Consider the following 20,645-nt stretch of genomic DNA (forward strand, 5'->3'; position numbering starts at 1 on the left):
TCAGGCCTCCGAGCTGCCGTCGCCGGCGGGCGGCGCGGCGCGCGCGGCGACGGGCGTCCGCTCGACCGCGGCGAGCGGCTTGCGGGGGCGCGCGAGCGCCGGCGCGGCCGGGGCGATGGCCTCGTCCGGCGGCCCGAGACCCTGCATCGCGCCGTCCTTCAGGCGCAGCACCAGATCGCAGGCGCCGAGCGCGGCCGGCCGGTGGGTGACCACCACCACCGTGCGCCGCGCCGCCTTGAGCTGCCGCAGCGCCTCGGTGAGCGCCATTTCGCCGGGCGGATCGAGGCTGGAATTGGGCTCGTCGAGCACCACCAAAGCCGGCAGGCCGAACACCGCGCGCGCGAGGCCGACCCGCTGGCGCTGGCCGCCGGAGAGCGCAAGGCCCCCCTCGCCGATCTGGGTGTTGTAGCCCTGCGGCAGACGCTGGATCAGATCGTGCACCCCGGCGAGGCGCGCGGCGGCGATCACCGCGTCCATGCCGGCGGCGGTGAAGCGGGCGATGTTCTCGGCCACCGTGCCGGCGAACAGCTCCACGTCCTGCGGCAGATAGCCGACGTGGCGGCCGAGCGCGGCTTCGTCCCAATGGGCGAGCTCCGCACCGTCGAGGCGCACGCTGCCGGCGGCGGGCGGCCAGACGCCCACCAGCGCCCGCGCGAGGGACGATTTGCCGGCCGCCGTCGGCCCCACCACGCCGAGCGCCGTGCCGGCGGCGACGCGGAAGCTGACATTGCGCAGCACCGGCGCCTCGCGCCCGGGCGCGCGCACCGAGAGCCCGTCGACCGCAAGCTCCCCCTTCGGCTCCGGCAGGGCCACCCGCGCCGGCGGGGCGGGAAAGCCGCGCAGCAGCTCCTGCACCCGCCTGCGGGCCGCCCCCATGCCCACCACCTGCTTCCAATTGGAGACCGCAAGCTCGATGGGCTGGATCGTGCGGCCCACCAGGATCGAGCCGGCTATGATCATGCCGGGCGAGATTTCCCGCATGATGGCGAGATAGGCGCCGAGGCCGACCACCGCGCTCTGCACCAGCGCGCGGTTGAACTTGGTGAGGCCGAGGAGCAGCGCGCCGCGCTGGCCCGCGGCGTCCTGGAACGCCGCCGCCTGGCCCCTGAGGGCGCGCCAGCGCCGTCCCAGCGCGCCGGACATGCCCATGGCCTTGAGCACCTCCGCATTGCGCAGGCTCGACGCCGCGAGCGCGTGGGCGGCGATGCTGGCTTTGCTCGCCTCGGCGAGGCGCGCGCCGGTGGCGCGGTTGTTGGCCACCGCGAGCAGCCCCGAAAGCAGGCAGCTGGCGAGCGCCAGCAGGCCGTAATAGGGATGCAGCAGGCTCGCGCAGATCATGTAGATCGGCACCCACGGCACGTCGCACAGCGCCGTCAGGCCGGCGCCGGCGAAGAAATCGCGCACCGTGTCGAGATCGCGCAGCGCCTGACCCTGGGCGGAATTGCGCTCGCGCAGCGCCATGCGCCGGGTGGCGTCGAACACCGGCATCGCCACTTTGGCGTCGAAGGCGAAGCCGGCGCGCTCCAGCAGCCGCGCGCGCAGCCCCTCGAGCAGCACCCAGATCAGATAGAGGAAGGCGGTGACGAGGGTGAGCAGCACCAGCGTCTCGATGCTGCGGCTCGCCAGCACCCGGTCGTAGACCTGCATCATGTAGATCGAGGCGTTGAGGCCGAGCAGGTTGATGAAGAAGCTGAAGATCACGACGGCGACGAAGGCCGGGCGGATCGCGCGCAGGGCGCGGTCGAGCTCCGTCGGCGCCTCGGCACGCGGCGCCACCCGCTCCTGCGGCATGCTCATGATGCGTCACCCTCGGCGCCCTGGGCCCCGGTCCGGGGCGGATCGCGCCAGGGTCGAAGACTAGATCATGCGGTCGCGCGCTTGAATGGCGAATTGCGGCCAAACCACTGGCTTGCAACGCACTTTTCACGCGCATCCGGCGCCGGCTCGCGCCGGCCCGGGGGTGTCAGACGGTGGCGAAGATCTTGCTGAAGTCGTATTCGTGCTGGGTGATGCCGCTGCCCGGCACCTCGGCCGAGGCATCGCCCGCATGGTCGCGGCTCAGCGCCCACATGGCGAGATAGGCCACGTGGTCGTTGCCGTCCGCATAGTCGGTGAGCTGCTGGGCATCCTCCAGCGTGAACACCTCGCCGGCAATGTCGTTCTCGCCGATCTGCGGCGTGATGCCCACCTTGGCGTCGATGCCGAGCGCCTCGAGCTGGGCGATGGTGGCCTCGGTGGCGGCGATGGCGTCGTCGCCCATGTCGCCGCTGTCGTGATACTCGCCGTAGTTCATCACCATGATGTTGACCGTGTCGATGTCGACACCGGCCGCATGCGCCTCGGCGAGCAGGTCGAGGCCGTCCTGGGTCAGCCCGGTCGGCAGCACCGGCAGGGTGAAGGAGATGGAGAGGTCGGGATTGTCCTCCTCCAGCGTCACCAGCGCCGCGTTGCGCAGCGCGCTCGCCGCGTCGTCGGTCAGCGCGTCCGCCTCAAGGTCGAAGTCCAGCGAGGTGACGCCGTATTTGTCGATCACCGACTGGTAGGCGGCGGCAAGCTCGCCGGCGTCGGAATAATAGAGCGCCGGCTCCTGGCCGAGCCCGCCGCCGAACGAGATGGTCACCGCGACGCCCTTGGCGTGCAGTTGGTCCACCATGGAAGCAATGCTGGTGCCGTCGGAGAGCGTGTCGTCATCGAGGCTGCCGAGCCCGGCCCAGCCGATCTCGCCCTCCCCCGTGCCGATGACGAAGGCGAGGGTGACGGCGGAGAGTCCCGCATCGTCCACGGTCTGGACCAGATTGTGGGCGTCGGCGCTCCACATGTTCATGTAGGGCGAGAAGACCTGGCCGTCCGACCCTCCGCTTCCGGCAGGCTCGGTGGTGACCGCGACGGGCGTCGCGAAGCCGGACGTGCCGGCCTCGTCGATCGCCACCACCGTGAAGCTGTAGTCGGTGTCCGGGGCGAGCCCCGCCACCTTGAAGCTGCGCGAGGACGTGGTGCCGACGAGCTCGCCGTCGAGATAGACGGCGTAGCCGGACACCGTGCCCACGCCCTTCACCTCGGCCGCGTCCCACATCAGCACCACCGAGGTGTCCGAGACTGTGAGGGCGGCGAGATCCTCCGGCGCCTCGGGCGCGACCGGCGTCGTGTCCGCATAGCCCACCACGGTCCAGACGTTGCCGGAGCCGGCGGGGCCGTTGGCGGCTTCGGGATCGGTGCCGAGCGTCCACCACTTGGCCTCATAGACCACGTTGCCGACGCTGGCGCGGTCGCCGCCCCAATAGATCACGTCCGCCGACCAGGCGGCGGAGACCGCGGCGCTGCCGGTGCCGTCCGGATCGCTCCCGCCGGTGGTGCCGCCGGACTCGGCCGGTGTGCCGGCATCGCTGTCGCCCAGATCCTCGGGCTCGGGCTCGGGCTCCGGCGCAGGCGCGGCGACGAGCGTGCTCCATTCGGCGAGCGCCGAGGCGTCGGCGGCGACGATGTTCGCCGTGGTCAGCTCGGCGAGCGAGACGCCGGCGAGCGTATAGGTCTGCCGGTTCTCCGGCAGGAAGATCACCACCGAGCCGTTCGCCTCGGCGACCGTGAAATAGTCGGCGCCGATCCAGCCGAAATCGAGCGTGTCCTTGGCCGGATCGAAGGCGAGCACGGTGTTTGTGCCGTAGGCCCAGGCGAGGCTGGTGGTCGTCCCCGCGCCGTCCGACGATCCGACCGCCACGGGGGTGTCGCCGGCATCGGCGGCGGCGATCGCGGCGGCGAATTCGGTGAAGGCGGTGCTGTCGGTCGCCAGGATGTTTGAGGCGGACAGCTCCTCCAGCGTAACCCCGTTCAGCGTGTAGCTCTGGAGGTTCTCGGGAATGAAGATCACCACCGAGCCATTCACCTCGGTGACCGAGAAGTATTGTGCGCCCATCCAGCCGAAATCGAGCCGATCCTTCGCCGGATCGAACTCGAGCACGCTCTGGGTGCCGTAGTTCCAGGCCACGTCGAAGACCGTGCCGCCCGACGCCACCGCCGCAGCGCCCAGCGCCTCGCTCCATTCCGCGAAGGCGTTCGCGTTCCTGGCGGCGATGTTGGCGAGCGAGAGATCGGCCAGCGCCACGCCCTGGAGCGTGTAGGAGTGCGTGTTGGTGGGGATATCGATCACCACCGACCCGTCCACCTCAGATAGGGTGAAGTATTCGGCACCGATCCAGCCGAAATCGAGCACGCCGCCGCTGGGATCGAAGGCGACGACCTCTCGGGCGCCCCACGACCAGGTAATCGTCGTCGTAGTCATGTTGTCACCCCCTGACGGGCACACCATGCCATTCCCACCCGGAACACACCCACGATGACAGAGGCGTAGCCGAGAGCAAGCGAAAAATCTTTGCAACTATTTCACGACACCTCGCCGACTGATTGTGCGGCGCACGCAAGCAGAGATGCGTCATTCTGCCGTGATTTCTTCAGTTGTACTTCGATAGTATTCGCCTTTAAGGTGGTGTTAACCAACCCCACCCTTGCCGCTCCGGCGCCGCGCCCCCGGCGATGGGACCGAATCACGCCGGGACGGCGCCGCTCGCCGGTGCCATGCCACGGCGGCGCGGGGCGATCCCGGCCGCCGCTGCGTGACCGCGGACCGGATGGAGCCGCAATTGACCGGCCGTGGCGCGGTCCGCTCAGGGCCCGGTGGTCGCCGATAGATTGAAGGCCGACAGCGCGCCGAACGGCGCGTCGGCGAGCAGCAGCGGCAGCAGCGGCGTCTCGGATTTCGGCGTCGCCGAAAGCGTCAGGGTATGCGGCGCCGAGATGAAGCGCTTGACCGCTTCGGCCACGCCGGTCACGTCGGGATTGACCTGGGCGAGCACGCCGGCGATCTCGTCGACCTGGGCCTTCACGTCGTTGCGGATCTCGTCGGGCGTCACGCCGGAGGCCTCGGCCAGCTGCTGGAGCATCAGCTCCGCGAGGCCGAGATTCTCCACCTTCAGCGTGAGCGGCCGCGCGGAGATCTCGCCGAGCGCGCCGATGGCGGCGGCGGCATCGGCGAACGCCTCCTTGGGCAGATTGCCGATGCCGGCATCCAGCGAGATCGCGAACGCCTTGTCCAGCTTCACGCTGGCCGGCGTGATCTGCAGCTCCTGGCTGGTCGGCTCGTAGGTGATGCTCAGGGCGGTGCTCATGGTGGCGCTGGTGACGCCGGCATTGGCGAGATAGACGAAAGGCTCGCCGTCGGCGGCGCTGATGGGGCCGCTCACGTCCTTCATCTCGAAGCGCACCGTGGTGGGAAGCTCGCCGAGCACGTTGCCCCAGCCGAGCGTCAAGGCGCCGATGCGCACCGTCTGTCCGGGTGCTGGTCCGTTCTCGCTCTCGTAGGGCACCTCGATGGCCGCCGCCTCGATGCCGGACACCACCTTGAACAGGCCGAGCGCGCCCAGCGCGCTCGGCTGGTCCACCTGCCGGGCGAGGTCCGCCAGCGCCTTCAGGTCCAGCCGGCGCACCGCCAGGTGGCCGGCGCGCACGGGGCGCTCGTCGGCGCCGAGACCATCGAGCCCGTCGAGCTCGAAGGTGTCGAGCACCCCGGCGGCGAAGCCGTCGAGGCGCACCGCGGCGATGCGCATGGTCTCGCCCTTGCTCGCCGCGGTGACGCCGGTCATGGCGAAGGTGCGGAAGGCGATGCCGTCGATGATGCGCCGGGTCTGCTCCACCAGGTCGCCGAGCTCGGCCATGGAAAAGTCCGGCCCCTTGCGGGAGAGCGCGTCGAGCTCGATGAGCCGGTCGAGCGCGATGGCGGAGGGCTTGATGCCCACATGCTCCAGGAGGAAGGAATCGGCGCCGGCCGTGCTGCCGTCGTGGTGCTTCACCTGGTAGGCCCCGGTCACCACCTTGCCGTACACTGCCTGATAGTCGTCGAGATTCCTGCCGGGCAACACGCCGGTGAGCACGGCAAGGAAGGGAGAGGTGTCGATGCGGGCGGCGACGATGCCGGTGATCTGGCCCTCCTGCCGGCCGGCGCCGGCGGCGCCCGGCGCCGGCATTTCGTCCGGGCCGGAGAAGGCCAGCTTGTCGATCAGCAGGGTGCGCACCTTGCCGGCGCCGATCTGCTCGGCGGCGATGCCCTCGTAGGCCACCTCCACCGGCACGGCCCCCGCCGGGCCCGGCACATGGCGCATCCGCATCGCCGGAATGGTGGCCTTGGCCGCGCTGGTGGCGGCGAATTGGCGCAGGGCGAAGCTCGCGGCGCCGAATGGGCTCTTCTCCCCGGCCAGCGCGGCCACCGGCACGACCGGGCCGCGATAGCGGTCGATCATGACCTTGGGGATGGCATAAGAGAGCGTGCCGCCGAACGCGGCGGCACCGGTCAGCGTGATCTCCACCCCTTCGAGGTCGAGCGCATCCGCCTCGGCATAGCCGTCGCGCGGCGGCTCCGCACCGGTGGCCGTCAGCCGGGCGATCCGCACCGCGGCGCTGCCGTCCGCGGCGCCGATCTCGACCCCGGACAGGACGATGACCTTCGCCGCCGGGTCGATACTCACGTCCGCGAAGCGCGCGGTGGCGCCCCGGCGCCGGATCTCCTCGAAGGCGCGCTCGACCTCCGCCCGGGCGGCGTGTTCGCCGAAGGCGCGCACGCCGAAATAGCCCGCGACCGCGAGCAGGACGACCGCGACGAGGCCGATGGCCAGCTTCTTGCTCATCGATGACAGCCCTTGGTTGCAAAACGCTTCGGCTTGGAATCCGAGTCCCGGGCGCGCGCCGGCGCGCCGCCTAACCATAGCCCATCTTCGGGCCGCGCGGCGGATCGCGCGGCGCCCGCGCCGTCACCCCGCGCTGCAGCATGAGGAAAGCGCGCGCGAGCCGTGACATCGGCAAGCGCGGCGGCTACCTTCCGGCCGCATTCGCGGGGAGCCGGAAGAGCACGAACGGGGGAAGGTATGGCGTCCAACATTTCCGAGGATCTGCGTTCCGGCGCACTGGTGTACCATCGCCTGCCGAAGCCCGGTAAGCTCGAGATCCAGGCCACCAAGCCGCTGGGCAACCAGCGCGACCTCGCGCTCGCTTATTCCCCGGGCGTCGCCGCCGCCTGCGAGGCGATCGCCGCCGACCCGCTGCTGGCGGCCGAACTGACCATCCGCGCCAATCTCGTGGGCGTGGTGTCCAACGGCACCGCCGTGCTCGGCCTCGGCAATATCGGCCCGCTCGCCGGCAAGCCGGTGATGGAGGGCAAGGCGGTCCTGTTCAAGAAGTTCGCCGGCATCGACGTGTTCGACATCGAGATCGACGCCGAGACCGTCGAGCGCATGGTGGAGGTGATCAGCGCGCTGGAGCCCACCTTCGGCGGCATCAACCTCGAGGACATCAAGGCCCCCGAGTGCTTCGAGGTGGAAAAGCGCCTGCGCGCGCGCATGAAGATCCCGGTCTTCCATGACGACCAGCACGGCACGGCCATCATCGTCGGCGCCGCGGTGCGCAACGCCATGGAAGTGGGCAACCGCAAGATCGAGGACCTGAAGATCGTCACCTCGGGCGCCGGCGCGGCCGCGCTCGCCTGCCTCAATCTGCTGGTGACGCTCGGCGCCAAGCGCGAGAACATCTGGGTCACCGACATCGAGGGCGTGGTCTATGACGGGCGCAACACCCTCATGGATCCCTACAAGGAGATCTACGCCCAGAAGACCGACAAGCGCACCCTCGACGAGGTGATCGAGGGCGCCCACATCTTCCTCGGCCTCTCGGCCGGCGGCGTGCTGAAGCCGGAGATGGTGAAGAAGATGGCGGACAAGCCGCTCATCCTCGCCCTCGCCAACCCCTCGCCCGAGATCATGCCCGAGGAGGCCCGCGCCGCGCGACCCGACGCCATGATCTGCACCGGCCGGTCGGACTTTCCCAACCAGGTCAACAACGTCCTGTGCTTTCCCTACATCTTCCGCGGGGCGCTGGACGTGGGCGCCACCGACATCAATGCCGAGATGAAGATGGCGGCGGTGGAGGCCATCGCCGCGCTCGCCCGCGAGACCCCCTCGGACGTGGTGGCGCGGGCCTATGGCGGGGAAACGCGGGCGTTCGGCGCCGATTCGCTGATCCCCTCCCCGTTCGACCCGCGCCTGATCCTGCGCATCGCGCCGGCGGTGGCGAAGGCGGCGATGGCGACCGGCATCGCCACCCGCCCCATCACCGACTTCGAGGCCTACGAGGACCAGCTCGATTACTTCGTCTTCCGCTCGGGCTTCATCATGCGCCCGCTGTTCGCGCGCGCGAAGCAATCCATGAAGCGGGTGATCTACGCCGAGGGCGAGGACGAGCGCGTGCTGCGCGCGGTCCAGGCGGTGGTGGAGGAGGGCATCGCCAAGCCCATCGTCGTCGCCCGGCCCAACGTGGTGGAGACCCGGGTCAAGCGCTTCGGCCTGTCCATCAAGCCCGGCAAGGACTTCGAGATCATCAATCCGGAGGACGACCCGCGCTACCGCGACTATGTGCGCAGCTATATCGAGGTGGCCGGCCGGCGCGGGGTGACGCCCGATGCGGCGCGCACTTTGGTGCGCACCCACCCGACCGTGATCGCGGCGCTCGCCGTCCATCGCGGCGAGGCGGACGCCATGCTGTGCGGCATTGAGGGGCGCTTCACGCGCCATCTGCGGCAGGTGCGCGACATCATCGGCCTCGCGCCGGGGGTGAAGGAGCTCGCGGCGATGTCGCTGCTCATCACGCCCAAGGGCAATTTCTTCATCTGCGATACGCAGATCCAGACCGAGCCCTCGGCCGCCGACCTCGCCGAGATGACGGTGCTCGCGGCCGCCCATGTGAAGCGGTTCGGGCTCGAGCCCCGGGTGGCGCTGCTCTCCCATTCCAATTTCGGCAGCCACGAAACGCTCTCCGCCAAGCGCCTGCGCATGGCGGTGGAGCTGCTGCGCGAACGCGCGCCGACCCTGGAAGTGGACGGCGAGATGCAGGCGGACGCCGCTCTGGTGGAGGACATCCGCAAGCGCGCGCTGCCCAATTCGCGCCTCTCGGGCGTCGCCAACGTGCTGGTGATGCCGGACCTCGACGCGGCGGACATCGCCTACAACATGATCAAGGTTCTGGGCGACGCGCTGCCCGTCGGCCCCATCCTCATGGGCACGGCGCGGCCGGCGCACATCCTCGGCCCGTCGGTGACGGCGCGCGGCATCGTCAACATGACGGCGGTGGCCGTGGCGGAGGCGCAGGTCGAGGAGTGAACGCGCGCGGCCGCTTGGGCGCGCACCTGGCGCCATGGCCGCCCCCACCGCAGGCGGCATCGGCCCCGCTTGCGTTAGCCCCTTCCCCCGGCGGGGAAGGCGGGGCATGGGCGGATTGCCGGGCGCGCCGCCACTTGCAGCGTCCCGCGGCCCCCTCTCCCCCTGGGGGAGAGGGGCGGGCGCATGCCGCGCGCGCCGCGGTCCCGGGTGGCCCCGCCTGACGTAGCGTTGAACCCGAGCGGCGCGCACCCTAGATTTACCCCATGAGACCCCATGCGGTGCCGGGAGCCCCGAGCGGGGCATTTCCCGCACCCTCCAGGAGCAGGCGCATCCATGGCCGAGGCCGGCCCCCTTGATCCCGCCCCCCGCGCCCCGCGCCAGACGACGCATGCGCGCATGGAGCCGCTGGCGCGCCTGCCGGTGTTCTTCAGCCTCGGCGGCCGGCGCGTGCTGGTGGCGGGCGGCGGCGAGCCCGCGGTCTGGAAGGCCGAGCTGCTCTCGGCCGCCGGCGCGCGGGTGGAGGTGATTGCCGCGCAGGTGTGCGAAGACATGTGGCGGCTTGCCGGGGCCGCCCCCGGCGGCCCGGTGGCGATCCATGTGCGGAGCTGGCAGGCCGACGACATCGCCGGCGCCGCGCTCGCCATCTGCGACGCCGCGGACGAGGCCGAGGCCGCGCGCTTCACCGCCGCCGCCCGTGCCGCGGGCGTGCCGGCGAACGTGGTGGACAAGCCCGATTTCTGCGACTTCTCCTTCGGCGCCATCGTCAACCGCTCGCCCCTGGTGGTGGGCATCTCCACCGATGGGGCCGCCCCGGTGTTCGGCCAGGCGGTGCGCGCCAAGATCGAGGCGCTGCTGCCCGCCGGCTTCAAGGCCTGGGCGGAAGCGGCCAAGACCTGGCGCCGCGCGGTCTCCGCGCTCGATCTGCCGTTCGCCGCCCGGCGCGCCTTCTGGGAGCGCTTCGCCGCCCGCGCGCTCACGGAGCCGAACCGCGCGCCCACGGAGACCGACCGCGACGCGCTGCTGTCCGGCATCACCGCCGACGCGGCGCCCCATCGCGGCTCGGTGGTGCTGGTGGGCGCGGGGCCGGGCGATCCCGAGCTGCTCACGCTGAAGGCGGTGCGGGCGCTGCAATCGGCGGAGGTGGTGCTCTATGACGACCTGGTCTCCCCGGCCATCCTCGACTTCGCCCGCCGCGAGGCGAAGAAGATGCTGGTGGGCAAGACCGGCTACGGCCCCTCCTGCAAGCAGGACGACATCAACGCTTTGATGGTGGACCTCGCCAAAGAGGGCCGCCGGGTGGTGCGCCTGAAGGGTGGCGAGGCCATGATCTTCGGCCGCGCCGGCGAGGAGATCGCCTATTGCCGCGCCGCCGGCATCGAGGTGGAGGTGGTGCCGGGCATCTCCTCGCCCCAGGGCGCGGCGAGCCGGCTGGTCACCTCCCTCACCCACCGCGACCACGCCCGGCGGCTGCAGTTCGTCACCGCCCATGCGCGCGACGGCAAGCTGCCGAAGGACCTGGACTTCAAGGCCCTGAGCGATCCGGCCGCCACCACCGTGGTCTACATGCCGCGCCGCACTTTGCCGGACCTCGTGGCGAACCTCGCCACGGCGGGCGCCGACCTCGCCACCCCGGCGGTGGCCATATTCTCGGTGACGCGGCCGCAGGAGAGGATCGTCCCCGCCAGCCTCGGCTCGCTCGCGCAGGCGTTGGAACAGGCGGTGGCGGCGGGGGCGGAAGGCCCCTGCCTGATCCTCTACGGCCATGCCCTGGCGGAGGCGGCGGTGTTCGCGGAGCGGGCGCCGGAGGCGGTGCGCCTCGGCCTGTGATGCTCAGGCCCGCACGAAGGTCCAGCGTCCGTCCGCTTCGCCCTGAACCAGCGCGCCCTTGAAGACGAGGTGGCGCAGGTGCGCCAGCGCCTCGCTCAGGCCGAAGCCGATCTGCTCCAGGGGCAGCGGGCGGAACAAGACCTGAAGCGTGTCCATGGCGGTGCGCGGCACGGCGCAGAAATCCATCAGCCGGTCGAGCCGCTCGGCATGGTGCGCCTTCAGCGTGGCGATGCGCGCATGGAGGCCGTCGAACGGCGCGCCGTGGGAGGGCAGCACGCGCGTTGCCTCCGGCAGCGCCTCGAACCGCTCCAGCGACCGCAGGAAGGCTGAAAGGTTGTCGGCCCGCGGATCGGACGGCTGCACGCCGATATGGGGCGAGATGTGGCCGAGGATCTGGTCCGCCGCGATCAGCAGGCCGCGCTCGGCCGAATGAAGGCACACCATCTCCGGCGCGTGCCCCTCGCCGATCATCACCCGCCAATGGGTGCCCGCCATTTCGAGCCCGTCGCCGGCCGACAGGCGGATGTAGCGGCGCGGCAGCGGGCCGACCCATTTGGGATAGAGCATGCCGCGCTTGGGGAGGAAATCGAGGAAGTCCTGGGGCGCCCCGGCGCGCCGGCAGTGGGCGACGAGGCTCGCCATCTCGGCCTCGGCGTCCTCGCGCAGGAACACATTGGCCTGCAGCCATTCGGTGCGGCTCATGTGCAGCTCGGCGCCGGTCGCGGCGGCAAGGAAACCGGTGAGGCCGATATGGTCGGGGTGGAAGTGGGTCACGAGGAGCCGCGCCACCGGCGCGCCGCCGAGCCGCGGGTCCGCAAGCACGCGGGTGAAGATGTCCCGCGTGCGGGCGTCGTCCACGCCCGAATCGATCAGCGTCCAGCCGTCGTCGCCGGAGAGCAGCCAGGCGCTCACCTCGCGCGGCGGGAAAGGCAAGGGCACCTCGACCCTGAGGATGCCGGGCGCGACCGTGCTCAGTTCGGGCGCCTCCATGGAAACCGTCATCGTCGTCCCGCCTCTTCCCGCCATCGCGGCCGAGAAGCGGTCGTGACAGCCACCCGGGGCCAATCTGGTGCCCCGCACCATGCCCAATGCCGCCCGCAAGGCAACGCCAAATGTGCGCCGCCCGCTGCCTGGGCGGCGGCGCCCGCTCAGCCCTTCCAGTCTGCGAAGCGTCCGCCGGCGCGCGCCAGTTCCACCAGCAGCGGCGCCGGCTCCGATCCCGCGCCGCCGGCGGCAGAAGCGGCCTCCATCTCGCCGAGCACGGCGCCAAGGCCCATGGCGTCGGCGGCGAACATGGGCCCGCCCTTGAGGCGCGGAAAGCCGTAGCCGTTGATGAAGACGAGGTCGATGTCGGAGGCGCGCAGCGCGATCCCCTCCTCGAGCGCCTTTGCGCCCTCGTTCGCCATCACGGCGAGCAGCCGGCGCTGGATCTGATCGGGCGTGAAGGCGCGCGGCGTGATCCCCTTCGCCGCCCGCGCCGCGGCGATCATCGCGGCCACGGCGGGATCGACCGACATGGCGCCGGCCGCGTCATAGGCGTACCAGCCGGCGCCGGTCTTGCGGCCGAGCCGGCCCGCCTCCACCAGCCGGTCGGCGACCACCACATAGCGCTCCGCCGGGTCGCGGGTCGCCGCCCGGCGCTGGCGCATGGCGTAGCCGATGTCGAGCCCCGACAGATCGGAGACCGCGAACGCGCCCATGGCGAAGCCGTAGGCCTGAAGCGCGGCGTCCACCTCCTGGGGCGCCGCGCCGTCCTCCACGAGATATTCCGCATGCCGCCGGTAGGCGGCATAGATGCGGTTGCCGATGAAGCTCTCGCCATTGCCGGCCACCACCGGCTGCTTGCCCATGCGCTTGGCCAAGGCGAGCGCGGTGACCAGAACGTCCGGCGCCGTCATTTTCCCGCGCACCACCTCCAGCAGGCGCATCACGTTGGCGGGGGCGAAGAAGTGCAGGCCCACCACGTCCTTGGGCCGCGCGGTCGCTTCGGCGATGGCGTCGAGGTCGAGATAGGAGGTGTTGCTCGCCAAAACCGCGCCGGGCTTCGCCACCTGGTCGAGCCGGCGGAAGATGTCTTCCTTCACCGCCATGTCCTCGAACGCCGCCTCGATCACGAGGTCGGCCTGCGCCAGCGCCTGCCAGTCGGCGGTGGCGCCGATGGCGGCGAGGCGCGCGTCCGCCTGCGCCTGGGTGAGACGCCCGCTCCTCACCGGGCGCTCATAGAGGTCGCGCACGCGCGCGAGGCCGGCGGCGGCGGCCTCGCCGTCGCGCTCCACCAGCGTCACGGGAAGTCCCGCGTCGGCCAGCGCCACGGCGATGCCGGCGCCCATGGTGCCGGCGCCGATCACCGCCGCCTGCGCAATCGGGCGCGCTTTGGCGCCGTCGAGGCCCGGCACCTTGCCGGCTTCGCGCTCGGCGAAGAAGAGATGGCGCAGCGCCTTCGCCTCCTCGCTCTCGCGCAGCTTGAGGAAGGTGGCGCGCTCGTCCGCCATGCCATCCGAGAACGCCGTCGTGCGGCTCGCGCGCACCACGCGCACCGCCTCGGCGATGGCGGGCACGCCCTTGGCGCCCTTGAGCGCGGCGGCCGCCGCCGCGTCCTCGCGCGCCGGATCGCCCGCGGGCACCGGCGCCTGGGACAGGCGCCGCTTGGGCGCATGAGGAGCGCGGGCGATGGCGGCGGCGAGGAGGTCGCCCTCCACCACCGCGTCCAGGATGCCCAGAGCCAGCGCGTCCCGCGCCTTGAGGATGCGGCCCTCGCTGATGAGGGCGATGGCCTGCGCGATGCCGACGAGGCGCGGCAGACGCTGCGTGCCGCCGGCGCCCGGGATGATGCCGAGCCGGGTCTCGGTGAGCCCCACCTGCGCCTTCGGGCTGGCGAGCCTCAGGTCGCAGCCGAGCGCCAGCTCGCAGCCGCCGCCCAGCGCGGGCCCGTCGATCGCCGCCACCACCGGCTTGTCCAGCGCCTCGAAGGCCGCGATCACGTCGGGCACGAAGGGCTCGTCCGGCGGCAGGTTCATCTCGCGGATGTCGGCGCCGGCGACGAAGCGGCCCGGCCCGCCGCTCAGCACCACGGCGGCGACGCCCGGGTCCGCCGCCAGGGCCGCAGCGGCATCGCGAAGACCATCGCGCACGCCCTTCGAGAGCGCGTTGACCGGCGCTTGGTCGATCACCACCACAGCGACGGCGCCGTGGCGCTCGACGCGCACGGGAGACGGCGCGGCCATGCTCACACCTTCTCGAGGAGGGCGGCGATGCCCTGGCCGACGCCGATGCACATGGTGGCCACGGCCCGCTTCTGCCCGCGCGTCTCGAGCGCGCTCACGGCGGTCATGGCGAGCCGCGCGCCGGACATGCCGAGCGGATGGCCGAGCGCGATGGCGCCGCCGTGCGGGTTCACATGCTCGGCGTCGTCCGGCAAACCGAGCTGGCGCAGCACCGCCAGCGCCTGGGAGGCGAACGCCTCGTTCAACTCGATCACGTCGATGTCGGCGAGCGCCAGCCGGTTCTTCGCCAAGAGCTTGGTGGTGGCCGGCGCGGGGCCGATGCCCATGATGCGCGGCGGCACGCCCGCCTGCACCACCGACACCACGCGGGCGCGCGGGGTGAGGCCATATTTCTGCGCCGCCGCGGCCGAAGCGAGGATCAGCGCCCCCGCCCCGTCATTCACCCCCGAGGCGTTGCCGGCGGTGACGGTGCCGCCCTCCTTGCGGAACGGCGTCTTGAGCGCGGCGAGCTGTTCGAGCGTGGTGTCGCCGCGCGGGTGCTCGTCCGCCGCAACGCGCACCACGGCGCCCTTCTTGCCCTTGATCTCGATCGGCGCGATCTCGCGGTCGAAGAAGCCGGACGCCTGCGCCGCCCGGGTGCGCTGCTGCGAGCGGAAGGCGAACAGGTCCTGGTCGGCGCGCGCGATCTGGAAATCGGCGGCCACGTTCTCCCCGGTCTCGGGCATGGAATCGACGCCGTACTGCGCCTTCATCAGCGGGTTCACGAAGCGCCAGCCGATGGTGGTGTCGTAGATCTCGGCCTGGCGCGCGAACGCTTCCGCCGCCTTGCCCTGAACGAAGGGCGCGCGGGTCATGCTCTCCACCCCGCCGGCGATCACGAGGTCGGCGTCGCCGGTCATGATGGCGCGCGCGCCGATGCCCACCGCGTCGAGCCCGGAGCCGCACAGGCGGTTGACGGTGGTGCCGGGCGCGCTCACCGGCAGGCCGGCGAGCAATGCCGCCATGCGCGCCACGTCGCGATTGTCCTCGCCCGCCTGATTGGCGCAGCCGAATACCACGTCGTCCAGCGCCTCCCAGTCGACGCCCGGATGGCGCCCGGCGAGCACGCGGATGGGATGAGCGGCAAGGTCGTCGGTGCGCACGTCCTTCAGCACGCCGGCATAGCGGCCGATGGGCGTGCGCGCGAAATCGCAGATATAGGCATCGGTCATCGCGTCCTCCATGCGCAGGCGGGCGCCGCGCGCTCAGTTCTTGGTCTTGTTCAGCAGCTCGCGGGCAATGATGAGCTGCTGGATCTGGGTGGTCCCCTCATAGAGGCGGAACAGCCGCACGTCGCGGAAGAATCGCTCCACCGCATAGTCCGCCATGTAGCCCGCGCCGCCGTGGATCTGCACCGCCCGGTCGGCGACGCGGCCCACCATCTCGGAGGCGAACATCTTGCAGGCCGAGGCCTCGATGGTGACGTTCTCGCCGGCGTCGCGCTTGCGCGCCGCGTCGAGCACCATGGAGCGCGCGGCGTAGGTCTCCGCATAGCTGTCGGCGAGCAGCGCCTGCACCAGCTGGAACTCGGCGATGGGCCGGCCGAACTGCTGGCGCTCGCGCGCATAGGCGGCGCTCAGCTCGATCAGGCGCAGCGCCGCGCCCACGCACACGGCGGAGATGTGCAGGCGGCCCTTGTCGAGCACCCGCATGGCGACCCGAAAGCCCTGCCCCTCGGCGCCCAGCAAGGCGTCGGGCGGCACCACGCAATCCTCGAACACCACGTCGCTGGTATGGGCGCCGCGCTGGCCCATCTTGCGGTCCCGCGGGCCGAGCGACAGGCCGGGCGCCGCGCGCTCCACCAGGAAGCACGAGATGCCGCCCGCGCCGGGCGTATCGGAGGTGCGCGCCATGACGGTGAACAGCCCGGCCTCCGGCGCGTTGGTGATGTAGCGCTTGGTGCCGTTGAGGACCCAGCTGCCGTCGTCGCGCTTCACCGCGCGGGTGCGCAGGGAGGCCGCGTCCGAGCCGGCGTCGGGCTCGGTCAGGGCGAAGGAGGCGACCAGCTCCCCGCTGGCGAGGCGCGGCAGATAGCGCGCCCGCTGCGCCTCGGTGCCCGCCAGCACCAGGGCTTGAGAGCCAATGCCGATATTGGTTCCCACCGCCGAGCGGAAGGCGGGGGAGGCGCGGCACAGCTCCATGACGATTTCCACCTCCTCGGCCATGCCGAGGCCGAGGCCGCCCCAGTCCTCGGGGATGGAGAGGCCGTAAAGCCCCAGTTCGCGCATCTGGGCGAGGATGGCGGGGTCGATGGCATCCCTCTCCGCCACCGCCGCCTCGGCGGGAATCAGCCGCTCGTCGACGAAGCGCCGCACGGCGTCCTTGAGGAGGGTGAAGGTTTCCTGGTCCAGCGCCACCGGCGCGCTCCTCGCGTTGCGGGGTTGGAGATGCGGGCTTTGCCTCGGCCGGAAGGGGTATCGGACTTTGCCGGCCAAGTCCATCATCAAAACCATTATGCGGAACGCATTTTTATTTTGTTGATTTCGGTCCGGTCCCGATTATCAGTTTGTCAGCGCCCCGCGCCAGCCGGAAGGATGCTCCGTGTTTCTCGCCAAGCTGATCGACCCAGCCTCCATCGCCATCGTCGGCGTCTCCAGCCGGAAGGCCGCCTTCCAGGTGGGCGGGCGCGCCATCTTCGATCACTTGCGGCTGCACGGCTACAACCAGCGCATCGACCTCGTGACCCGCGAGAAGACGGTCATCGAGGGTGTCGAGACCGTCACCAGCCTGTCCGAACTCCCCCACGTGCCGGACTGCGTGGTGGTCTCGGTGCCGGCGGACGACGTCTACGCCGCCGTTAAGGAGGCGCTCGGCCTCGGGGTGCGGGCGTTCATGGTGATCACCGGCGGCTTCTCCGAATCGGGCGAGGCGGGCGCCGCCATGCAGGCGCGCCTCGCCGCGCTGGTGCGCCGGCATGGCGCGGCGATGCTCGGCCCCAACACCACCGGCTTCGTCAATCTCGGCCGGCGCATCGCCATGAGCTCCACCAGCCGCATCACCGCGAGCCTGCCGCGGCCGGGCGTGGTGGGCCTCGTGGTGCAGAGCGGCGCGCTCGGCAGCGCGCTGATGGAGGAGGCCGAGCGCGCCGGCATCGGCCTCAGCCACGTCATCTCCACCGGCAACGAGGCGGCGACCGGCCTTGCCGACTTCGTCCAGTTCCTCGCCGACGATCCGGCGACGCGCGCCATCGCGCTCTATGTGGAAGGCATCCGCGAGAGCGGCCGGCTGCTGGCGGCGGCGCGCAGCGCCCATGCCGCCGGCAAGCCGGTGGTGCTCTACAAGGCCGGCCGCTCGGAGGCCGGCCGGCGCACCGCCGCGGGCCATACCGGCGCGCTCATGGGCGCGCGCGGCGCGTATGAGGCCGCGGTGCGCCAGCTCGGCTGGGTGGACGTCGCCGCCATCGAGGACCTGCTGCCGGTGGCGCAATATGTGGCGACCGCCGGCGTCACCCGCAGCCTCGGCATCCTGACCGTCTCCGGCGGCTATGGCGGCTGCGTCGCCGACGCGCTGGAGAGCAGCGGCGCGGTCACCCTGCCCTCCCCCGCCGAGGCGACGGTCGCGCGCATGCGCGGCGACATCCCCGCCTTCCTCTCCACCCGCAACCCGGTGGACATCGCCGGCACGCCGTTCCGCCGCCCCGAGGGCTTCGCCACCTGCCTCGACGCCTTCGCCGACGATCCCGCCTTCGACGGCATCGCGGTGGCGAACACGCCGATCATCCCGCCCTGGGCGGAGGCCGTGGCCGACGCGATGCTCGCCGCCCGCCGGCGCACCGGCAAGCCGATCTCGCTGGTCTCGCCGTCGGACATCTTCAACGGCGCCGAGCTGGGCCGGCTGCGGCGGGAGGGCGTTCCGGTGTTCACCCGCATCGACACCTACGTGGCGGCGGTGGCGGGCGCGGCCGCGGTCGACGCGGCGCGGCGCGCCCCCTCCCGCCTGCTGCGCGAGGGCCGGCCGGAGAGCGCGGCGCCGCACCTCGACGGCGCGCCGGTCGCGCTCAGCGAGGCGGCGAGCAAGCAGGCGCTGAAGGCCCGCGGGCTCGCCTTTCCGCGCGAGGCGTTCGTGCCCGGCGCGGACCCGGCCGCGATCCTCGCCGCCGCCCACGAGGTGGGCTACCCGGTGACGCTGAAGGGCATGGCCGCCGGGGTGGTCCACAAGTCCGAGCTCGGCCTCGTGGCGGTGGCGCTGCCCGACGCGGCGGCGCTCGAAGCAAAGATCGCGGCGATGCTCCGGAGCATGCAGACGCACGGCCTCACGCTCGAAGGGTTCCTCGTCGCCGAGACCGTCCGCCCGCAGGCGGAGGTGATCCTGGGCCTCGGCCTCGACCCGGAGTTCGGCCCCACCCTCACCTTCGGCGCCGGCGGCATCTATACCGAGATCATGCGCGACGTGGCGGTGCGCCTGCTGCCCCTGGACCGCGCGGAGGTCGCCGCCATGATCGGCGGCTGCCGCATCGCGGCGCTGCTCGAGGGCGCGCGCGGACGGCCGGCCCTCGACATGGACGCGCTCATCGATCTCGCGGTCGCGGTCGCCGACCTCGCGCCCGGCCTCGGCGCGGACTTCGCCGGCCTGGAGCTCAACCCGGTCGGTGTGGGACGCGCCGGCGAAGGCGCGTGGATCCTCGACGCCACGGTGTTCCGCATGGGCGCGCTTTCGTGAGCGCGCCGGGCAAGAGGCGCGAGAAGCGCATCAATGCGGAGGATGCCGGCGCGCTGATCGCGCGCGCGCTCGCCGACGGCGACCTGCTCGCCATCGGCGGCCTGTTCAAGCAGGGCCGCCCCATGGCCCTGGTGCGCGAGGTGATCCGGCTCAAGCGGCGCGAGCTCAAGCTCGTCTCCTCGCCCGGCTCCGGCTTCGACGTCGACCTCCTGATCGCGGCGGGCTGCGTGGCGGAGACGTTCCTGCCGGCGGTGACGCTGGAAGACCGCATGTGCCCGGCCTTCCGCGGCGCGGTGGAGGCGGGCACGCTCACCGCCCACTGCGTCGACGCGCTCTCCATCGTCGGCGGCCTGCTGGCGGCGGCGAACGGGGTGCCGTTCCAGCCGGTGGCGGCCTGGAAGGGATCGGACGTGCCGGCGCACAATCCGCTCGTCGCGCCCATCCTCTGCCCGTTCACCGGCGTGGCGCTCTACGCCACCCGCGCCATCCGGCCGAAGCTCGCGCTGCTGCACGCCCAGGAGGCGGACGTCTACGGCAACGTGCGCCACCTCGCCACCATGACCTATGCGGACCAATTGATCGCCCGCGCCGCCGAGACGGTGATCGTGAGCGTCGACCGCATCGTGCCGCCGGACGAGATCGTCGCACGCCCGCGCGAGACCTCCATCCCCTGCATCTATGTGGACGCGGTGGTGGAGATCCCCTACGGCGCCCACCCCACCGGCAGCTTTCCGCTCTATTCCATCGACGAGGCCTACATCGAGCATTATGCCGACCTCGCCGAGGCCGCCCGGCGCGGCGCCGACGGCGCGCGGGACAGGCTCGCCGACTACATCGCGGCCCAAGTGCATGGGAGCGCGCGCCAGGAGGACTACATCGCCGGCGCCGGCGGCGCCGCCCGCATGCGGGCGCTGGAGGAGGAGGCCGCGACCCTATGAGCCTCGACTGCACGCCGGCCGAGCTCCAGGCCGTCTATCTCTCCCGGGACCTCCAGGACGGCGAGCTCGGCGCCGCCGGGGCGTCGGCGGCGATCCCCATGGCGGCGATCCTGCTCGCCCGCCTCACCCACGCGCCGAACCTGCAGATCGCCGGCGAGATGTTCGTCAATCCGCGCCCGCGGCGGCTGTGGAACTCCATGCTGGACGACCGGGCGCTCGGCGCCTGCGAGGCGTCGGAGACGTTCCTGGAGCTGTTCGGCCACTCCCACCGCGGCCTCGACTTCTTCTTCCACAACGGCATGCAGGTGGACGCGCGCGGCAACATCAACCTGCATTTCGTCGGCGGCACAATCGAACGGCCGAAGATGCGCGGCCCCGGCGCGGCCAACATCTCCTACGCCGCCATGTCGAAGCGCTTCTACATCTGCACCACCGTGCATTCGCCGCGCACCTTCGTGGAGAAGGTGGATTTCGTCACCTCGCCCGGCTTCCTCGACGGCCCGGAGAGCGTGAAGGCAGCGGGGCTCAGAGGCGGCCCGCGCTTGTGCATCACGCCGCTCGCGGTGATGGACTTCGACCCCGCGACCCTGCGCATGCGGCTGAAGAGCGTGCACGCCTGGAGCTCGGTCGAGGAGGTGGCGGCGAAGACCGGCTTCGCCCTCGGCATGCCGGCCGACGTGCCCGTCACGCCGCCCCCCACCGCGCGGGAGCTGGAGCTGCTGCGCGGCGCGGTGGACCCGGACGGCCTGCTGCGCCGCTGAGCGCGG

12 protein-coding genes are annotated in these 20,645 nt (G+C 71.7%); 5 read left to right on the forward strand and 7 right to left on the reverse strand.

What is annotated here, in order from left to right; translation table 11 throughout:
- The 3 genes from ABLE88_RS07820 to ABLE88_RS07830 all read right to left on the reverse strand — a co-directional run bounded on the left by ABLE88_RS07820 (position 1) and on the right by ABLE88_RS07830 (position 6,671).
- The gene (locus ABLE88_RS07820) at positions 1–1,797 is read right to left on the reverse strand and encodes a type I secretion system permease/ATPase (RefSeq protein WP_348830874.1); all 1,797 of its coding nucleotides are present in this window, start codon (positions 1,795–1,797) and stop codon (positions 1–3) included.
- A gap of 166 nt (positions 1,798–1,963) precedes the next feature.
- Positions 1,964–4,276 (reverse strand): fibronectin type III domain-containing protein, encoded by a 2,313-nt coding sequence (locus ABLE88_RS07825; protein WP_348830875.1) that lies wholly within the window; start codon positions 4,274–4,276, stop codon positions 1,964–1,966.
- 382 nt (positions 4,277–4,658) lie between these two features.
- Positions 4,659–6,671 (reverse strand): aq_1923 C-terminal domain, encoded by a 2,013-nt coding sequence (locus tag ABLE88_RS07830; RefSeq protein ID WP_348830876.1) that lies wholly within the window; start codon positions 6,669–6,671, stop codon positions 4,659–4,661.
- Between the two features lie 237 nt (positions 6,672–6,908).
- On the opposite strand from ABLE88_RS07830, the gene ABLE88_RS07835 reads away from it, so the two are divergent.
- Together ABLE88_RS07835 and cysG are read left to right on the forward strand one after the other, a co-directional pair.
- A complete protein-coding gene (locus ABLE88_RS07835) occupies positions 6,909–9,191 on the forward strand; it encodes an NADP-dependent malic enzyme (RefSeq protein ID WP_348830877.1) in 2,283 nt (760 codons plus the stop codon).
- Positions 9,192–9,524: 333 nt separating this feature from the next.
- The gene (cysG, locus tag ABLE88_RS07840) at positions 9,525–11,018 is read left to right on the forward strand and encodes a siroheme synthase CysG (protein WP_348830878.1); all 1,494 of its coding nucleotides are present in this window, start codon (positions 9,525–9,527) and stop codon (positions 11,016–11,018) included.
- Positions 11,019–11,021: 3 nt separating this feature from the next.
- Here cysG and ABLE88_RS07845 read toward each other — a convergent pair whose 3' ends face one another.
- From ABLE88_RS07845 to ABLE88_RS07860, 4 genes are all read right to left on the reverse strand, one after another.
- Positions 11,022–12,020, reverse strand: coding sequence for an MBL fold metallo-hydrolase (locus tag ABLE88_RS07845; protein WP_348830879.1), 999 nt, complete (start codon positions 12,018–12,020; stop codon positions 11,022–11,024).
- A gap of 146 nt (positions 12,021–12,166) precedes the next feature.
- The gene (locus ABLE88_RS07850; protein ID WP_348830880.1) at positions 12,167–14,242 is read right to left on the reverse strand and encodes a 3-hydroxyacyl-CoA dehydrogenase NAD-binding domain-containing protein; all 2,076 of its coding nucleotides are present in this window, start codon (positions 14,240–14,242) and stop codon (positions 12,167–12,169) included.
- Positions 14,243–14,244: 2 nt separating this feature from the next.
- A complete protein-coding gene (pcaF, locus tag ABLE88_RS07855) occupies positions 14,245–15,453 on the reverse strand; it encodes a 3-oxoadipyl-CoA thiolase (protein WP_348830881.1) in 1,209 nt (402 codons plus the stop codon).
- Between the two features lie 33 nt (positions 15,454–15,486).
- Positions 15,487–16,638, reverse strand: a complete 1,152-nt coding sequence (locus ABLE88_RS07860; RefSeq protein ID WP_348830882.1) for an acyl-CoA dehydrogenase family protein — start codon at positions 16,636–16,638, stop codon at positions 15,487–15,489.
- Positions 16,639–16,822: 184 nt separating this feature from the next.
- On the opposite strand from ABLE88_RS07860, the gene ABLE88_RS07865 reads away from it, so the two are divergent.
- From ABLE88_RS07865 to ABLE88_RS07875, 3 genes are read left to right on the forward strand one after another with little or no spacing between them, the layout of a single operon-like run.
- Complete coding sequence (locus ABLE88_RS07865) at positions 16,823–18,940, forward strand: acetate--CoA ligase family protein (protein WP_348830883.1); 2,118 nt, start codon at positions 16,823–16,825, stop codon at positions 18,938–18,940.
- Positions 18,937–19,878 (forward strand): CoA transferase subunit A, encoded by a 942-nt coding sequence (locus ABLE88_RS07870; protein WP_348830884.1) that lies wholly within the window; start codon positions 18,937–18,939, stop codon positions 19,876–19,878. The genes ABLE88_RS07865 and ABLE88_RS07870 overlap by 4 nt, the downstream gene beginning before the upstream one ends.
- Complete coding sequence (locus ABLE88_RS07875) at positions 19,875–20,639, forward strand: CoA-transferase subunit beta (protein WP_348830885.1); 765 nt, start codon at positions 19,875–19,877, stop codon at positions 20,637–20,639. Before ABLE88_RS07870 ends, ABLE88_RS07875 begins: the two co-directional genes overlap by 4 nt.
- The last annotated feature ends 6 nt before the right edge of the window (positions 20,640–20,645 follow it).

Source organism: Xanthobacter luteus, from assembly GCF_040049235.1.
GTDB lineage: Bacteria > Pseudomonadota > Alphaproteobacteria > Rhizobiales > Xanthobacteraceae > Xanthobacter.

Coding starts and splice junctions, on each gene's coding strand:
- ABLE88_RS07820 (WP_348830874.1), bottom strand. CDS start 1,797: ATGAGCATGCCGCAGGAGCGGGTGGCGCCGCGTGCCGAGGCGCCGACG.
- ABLE88_RS07825 (WP_348830875.1), bottom strand. CDS start 4,276: ATGACTACGACGACGATTACCTGGTCGTGGGGCGCCCGAGAGGTCGTC.
- ABLE88_RS07830 (WP_348830876.1), bottom strand. CDS start 6,671: ATGAGCAAGAAGCTGGCCATCGGCCTCGTCGCGGTCGTCCTGCTCGCG.
- ABLE88_RS07835 (WP_348830877.1), top strand. CDS start 6,909: ATGGCGTCCAACATTTCCGAGGATCTGCGTTCCGGCGCACTGGTGTAC.
- cysG (WP_348830878.1), top strand. CDS start 9,525: ATGGCCGAGGCCGGCCCCCTTGATCCCGCCCCCCGCGCCCCGCGCCAG.
- ABLE88_RS07845 (WP_348830879.1), bottom strand. CDS start 12,020: ATGACGGTTTCCATGGAGGCGCCCGAACTGAGCACGGTCGCGCCCGGC.
- ABLE88_RS07850 (WP_348830880.1), bottom strand. CDS start 14,242: ATGGCCGCGCCGTCTCCCGTGCGCGTCGAGCGCCACGGCGCCGTCGCT.
- pcaF (WP_348830881.1), bottom strand. CDS start 15,453: ATGACCGATGCCTATATCTGCGATTTCGCGCGCACGCCCATCGGCCGC.
- ABLE88_RS07875 (WP_348830885.1), top strand. CDS start 19,875: ATGAGCCTCGACTGCACGCCGGCCGAGCTCCAGGCCGTCTATCTCTCC.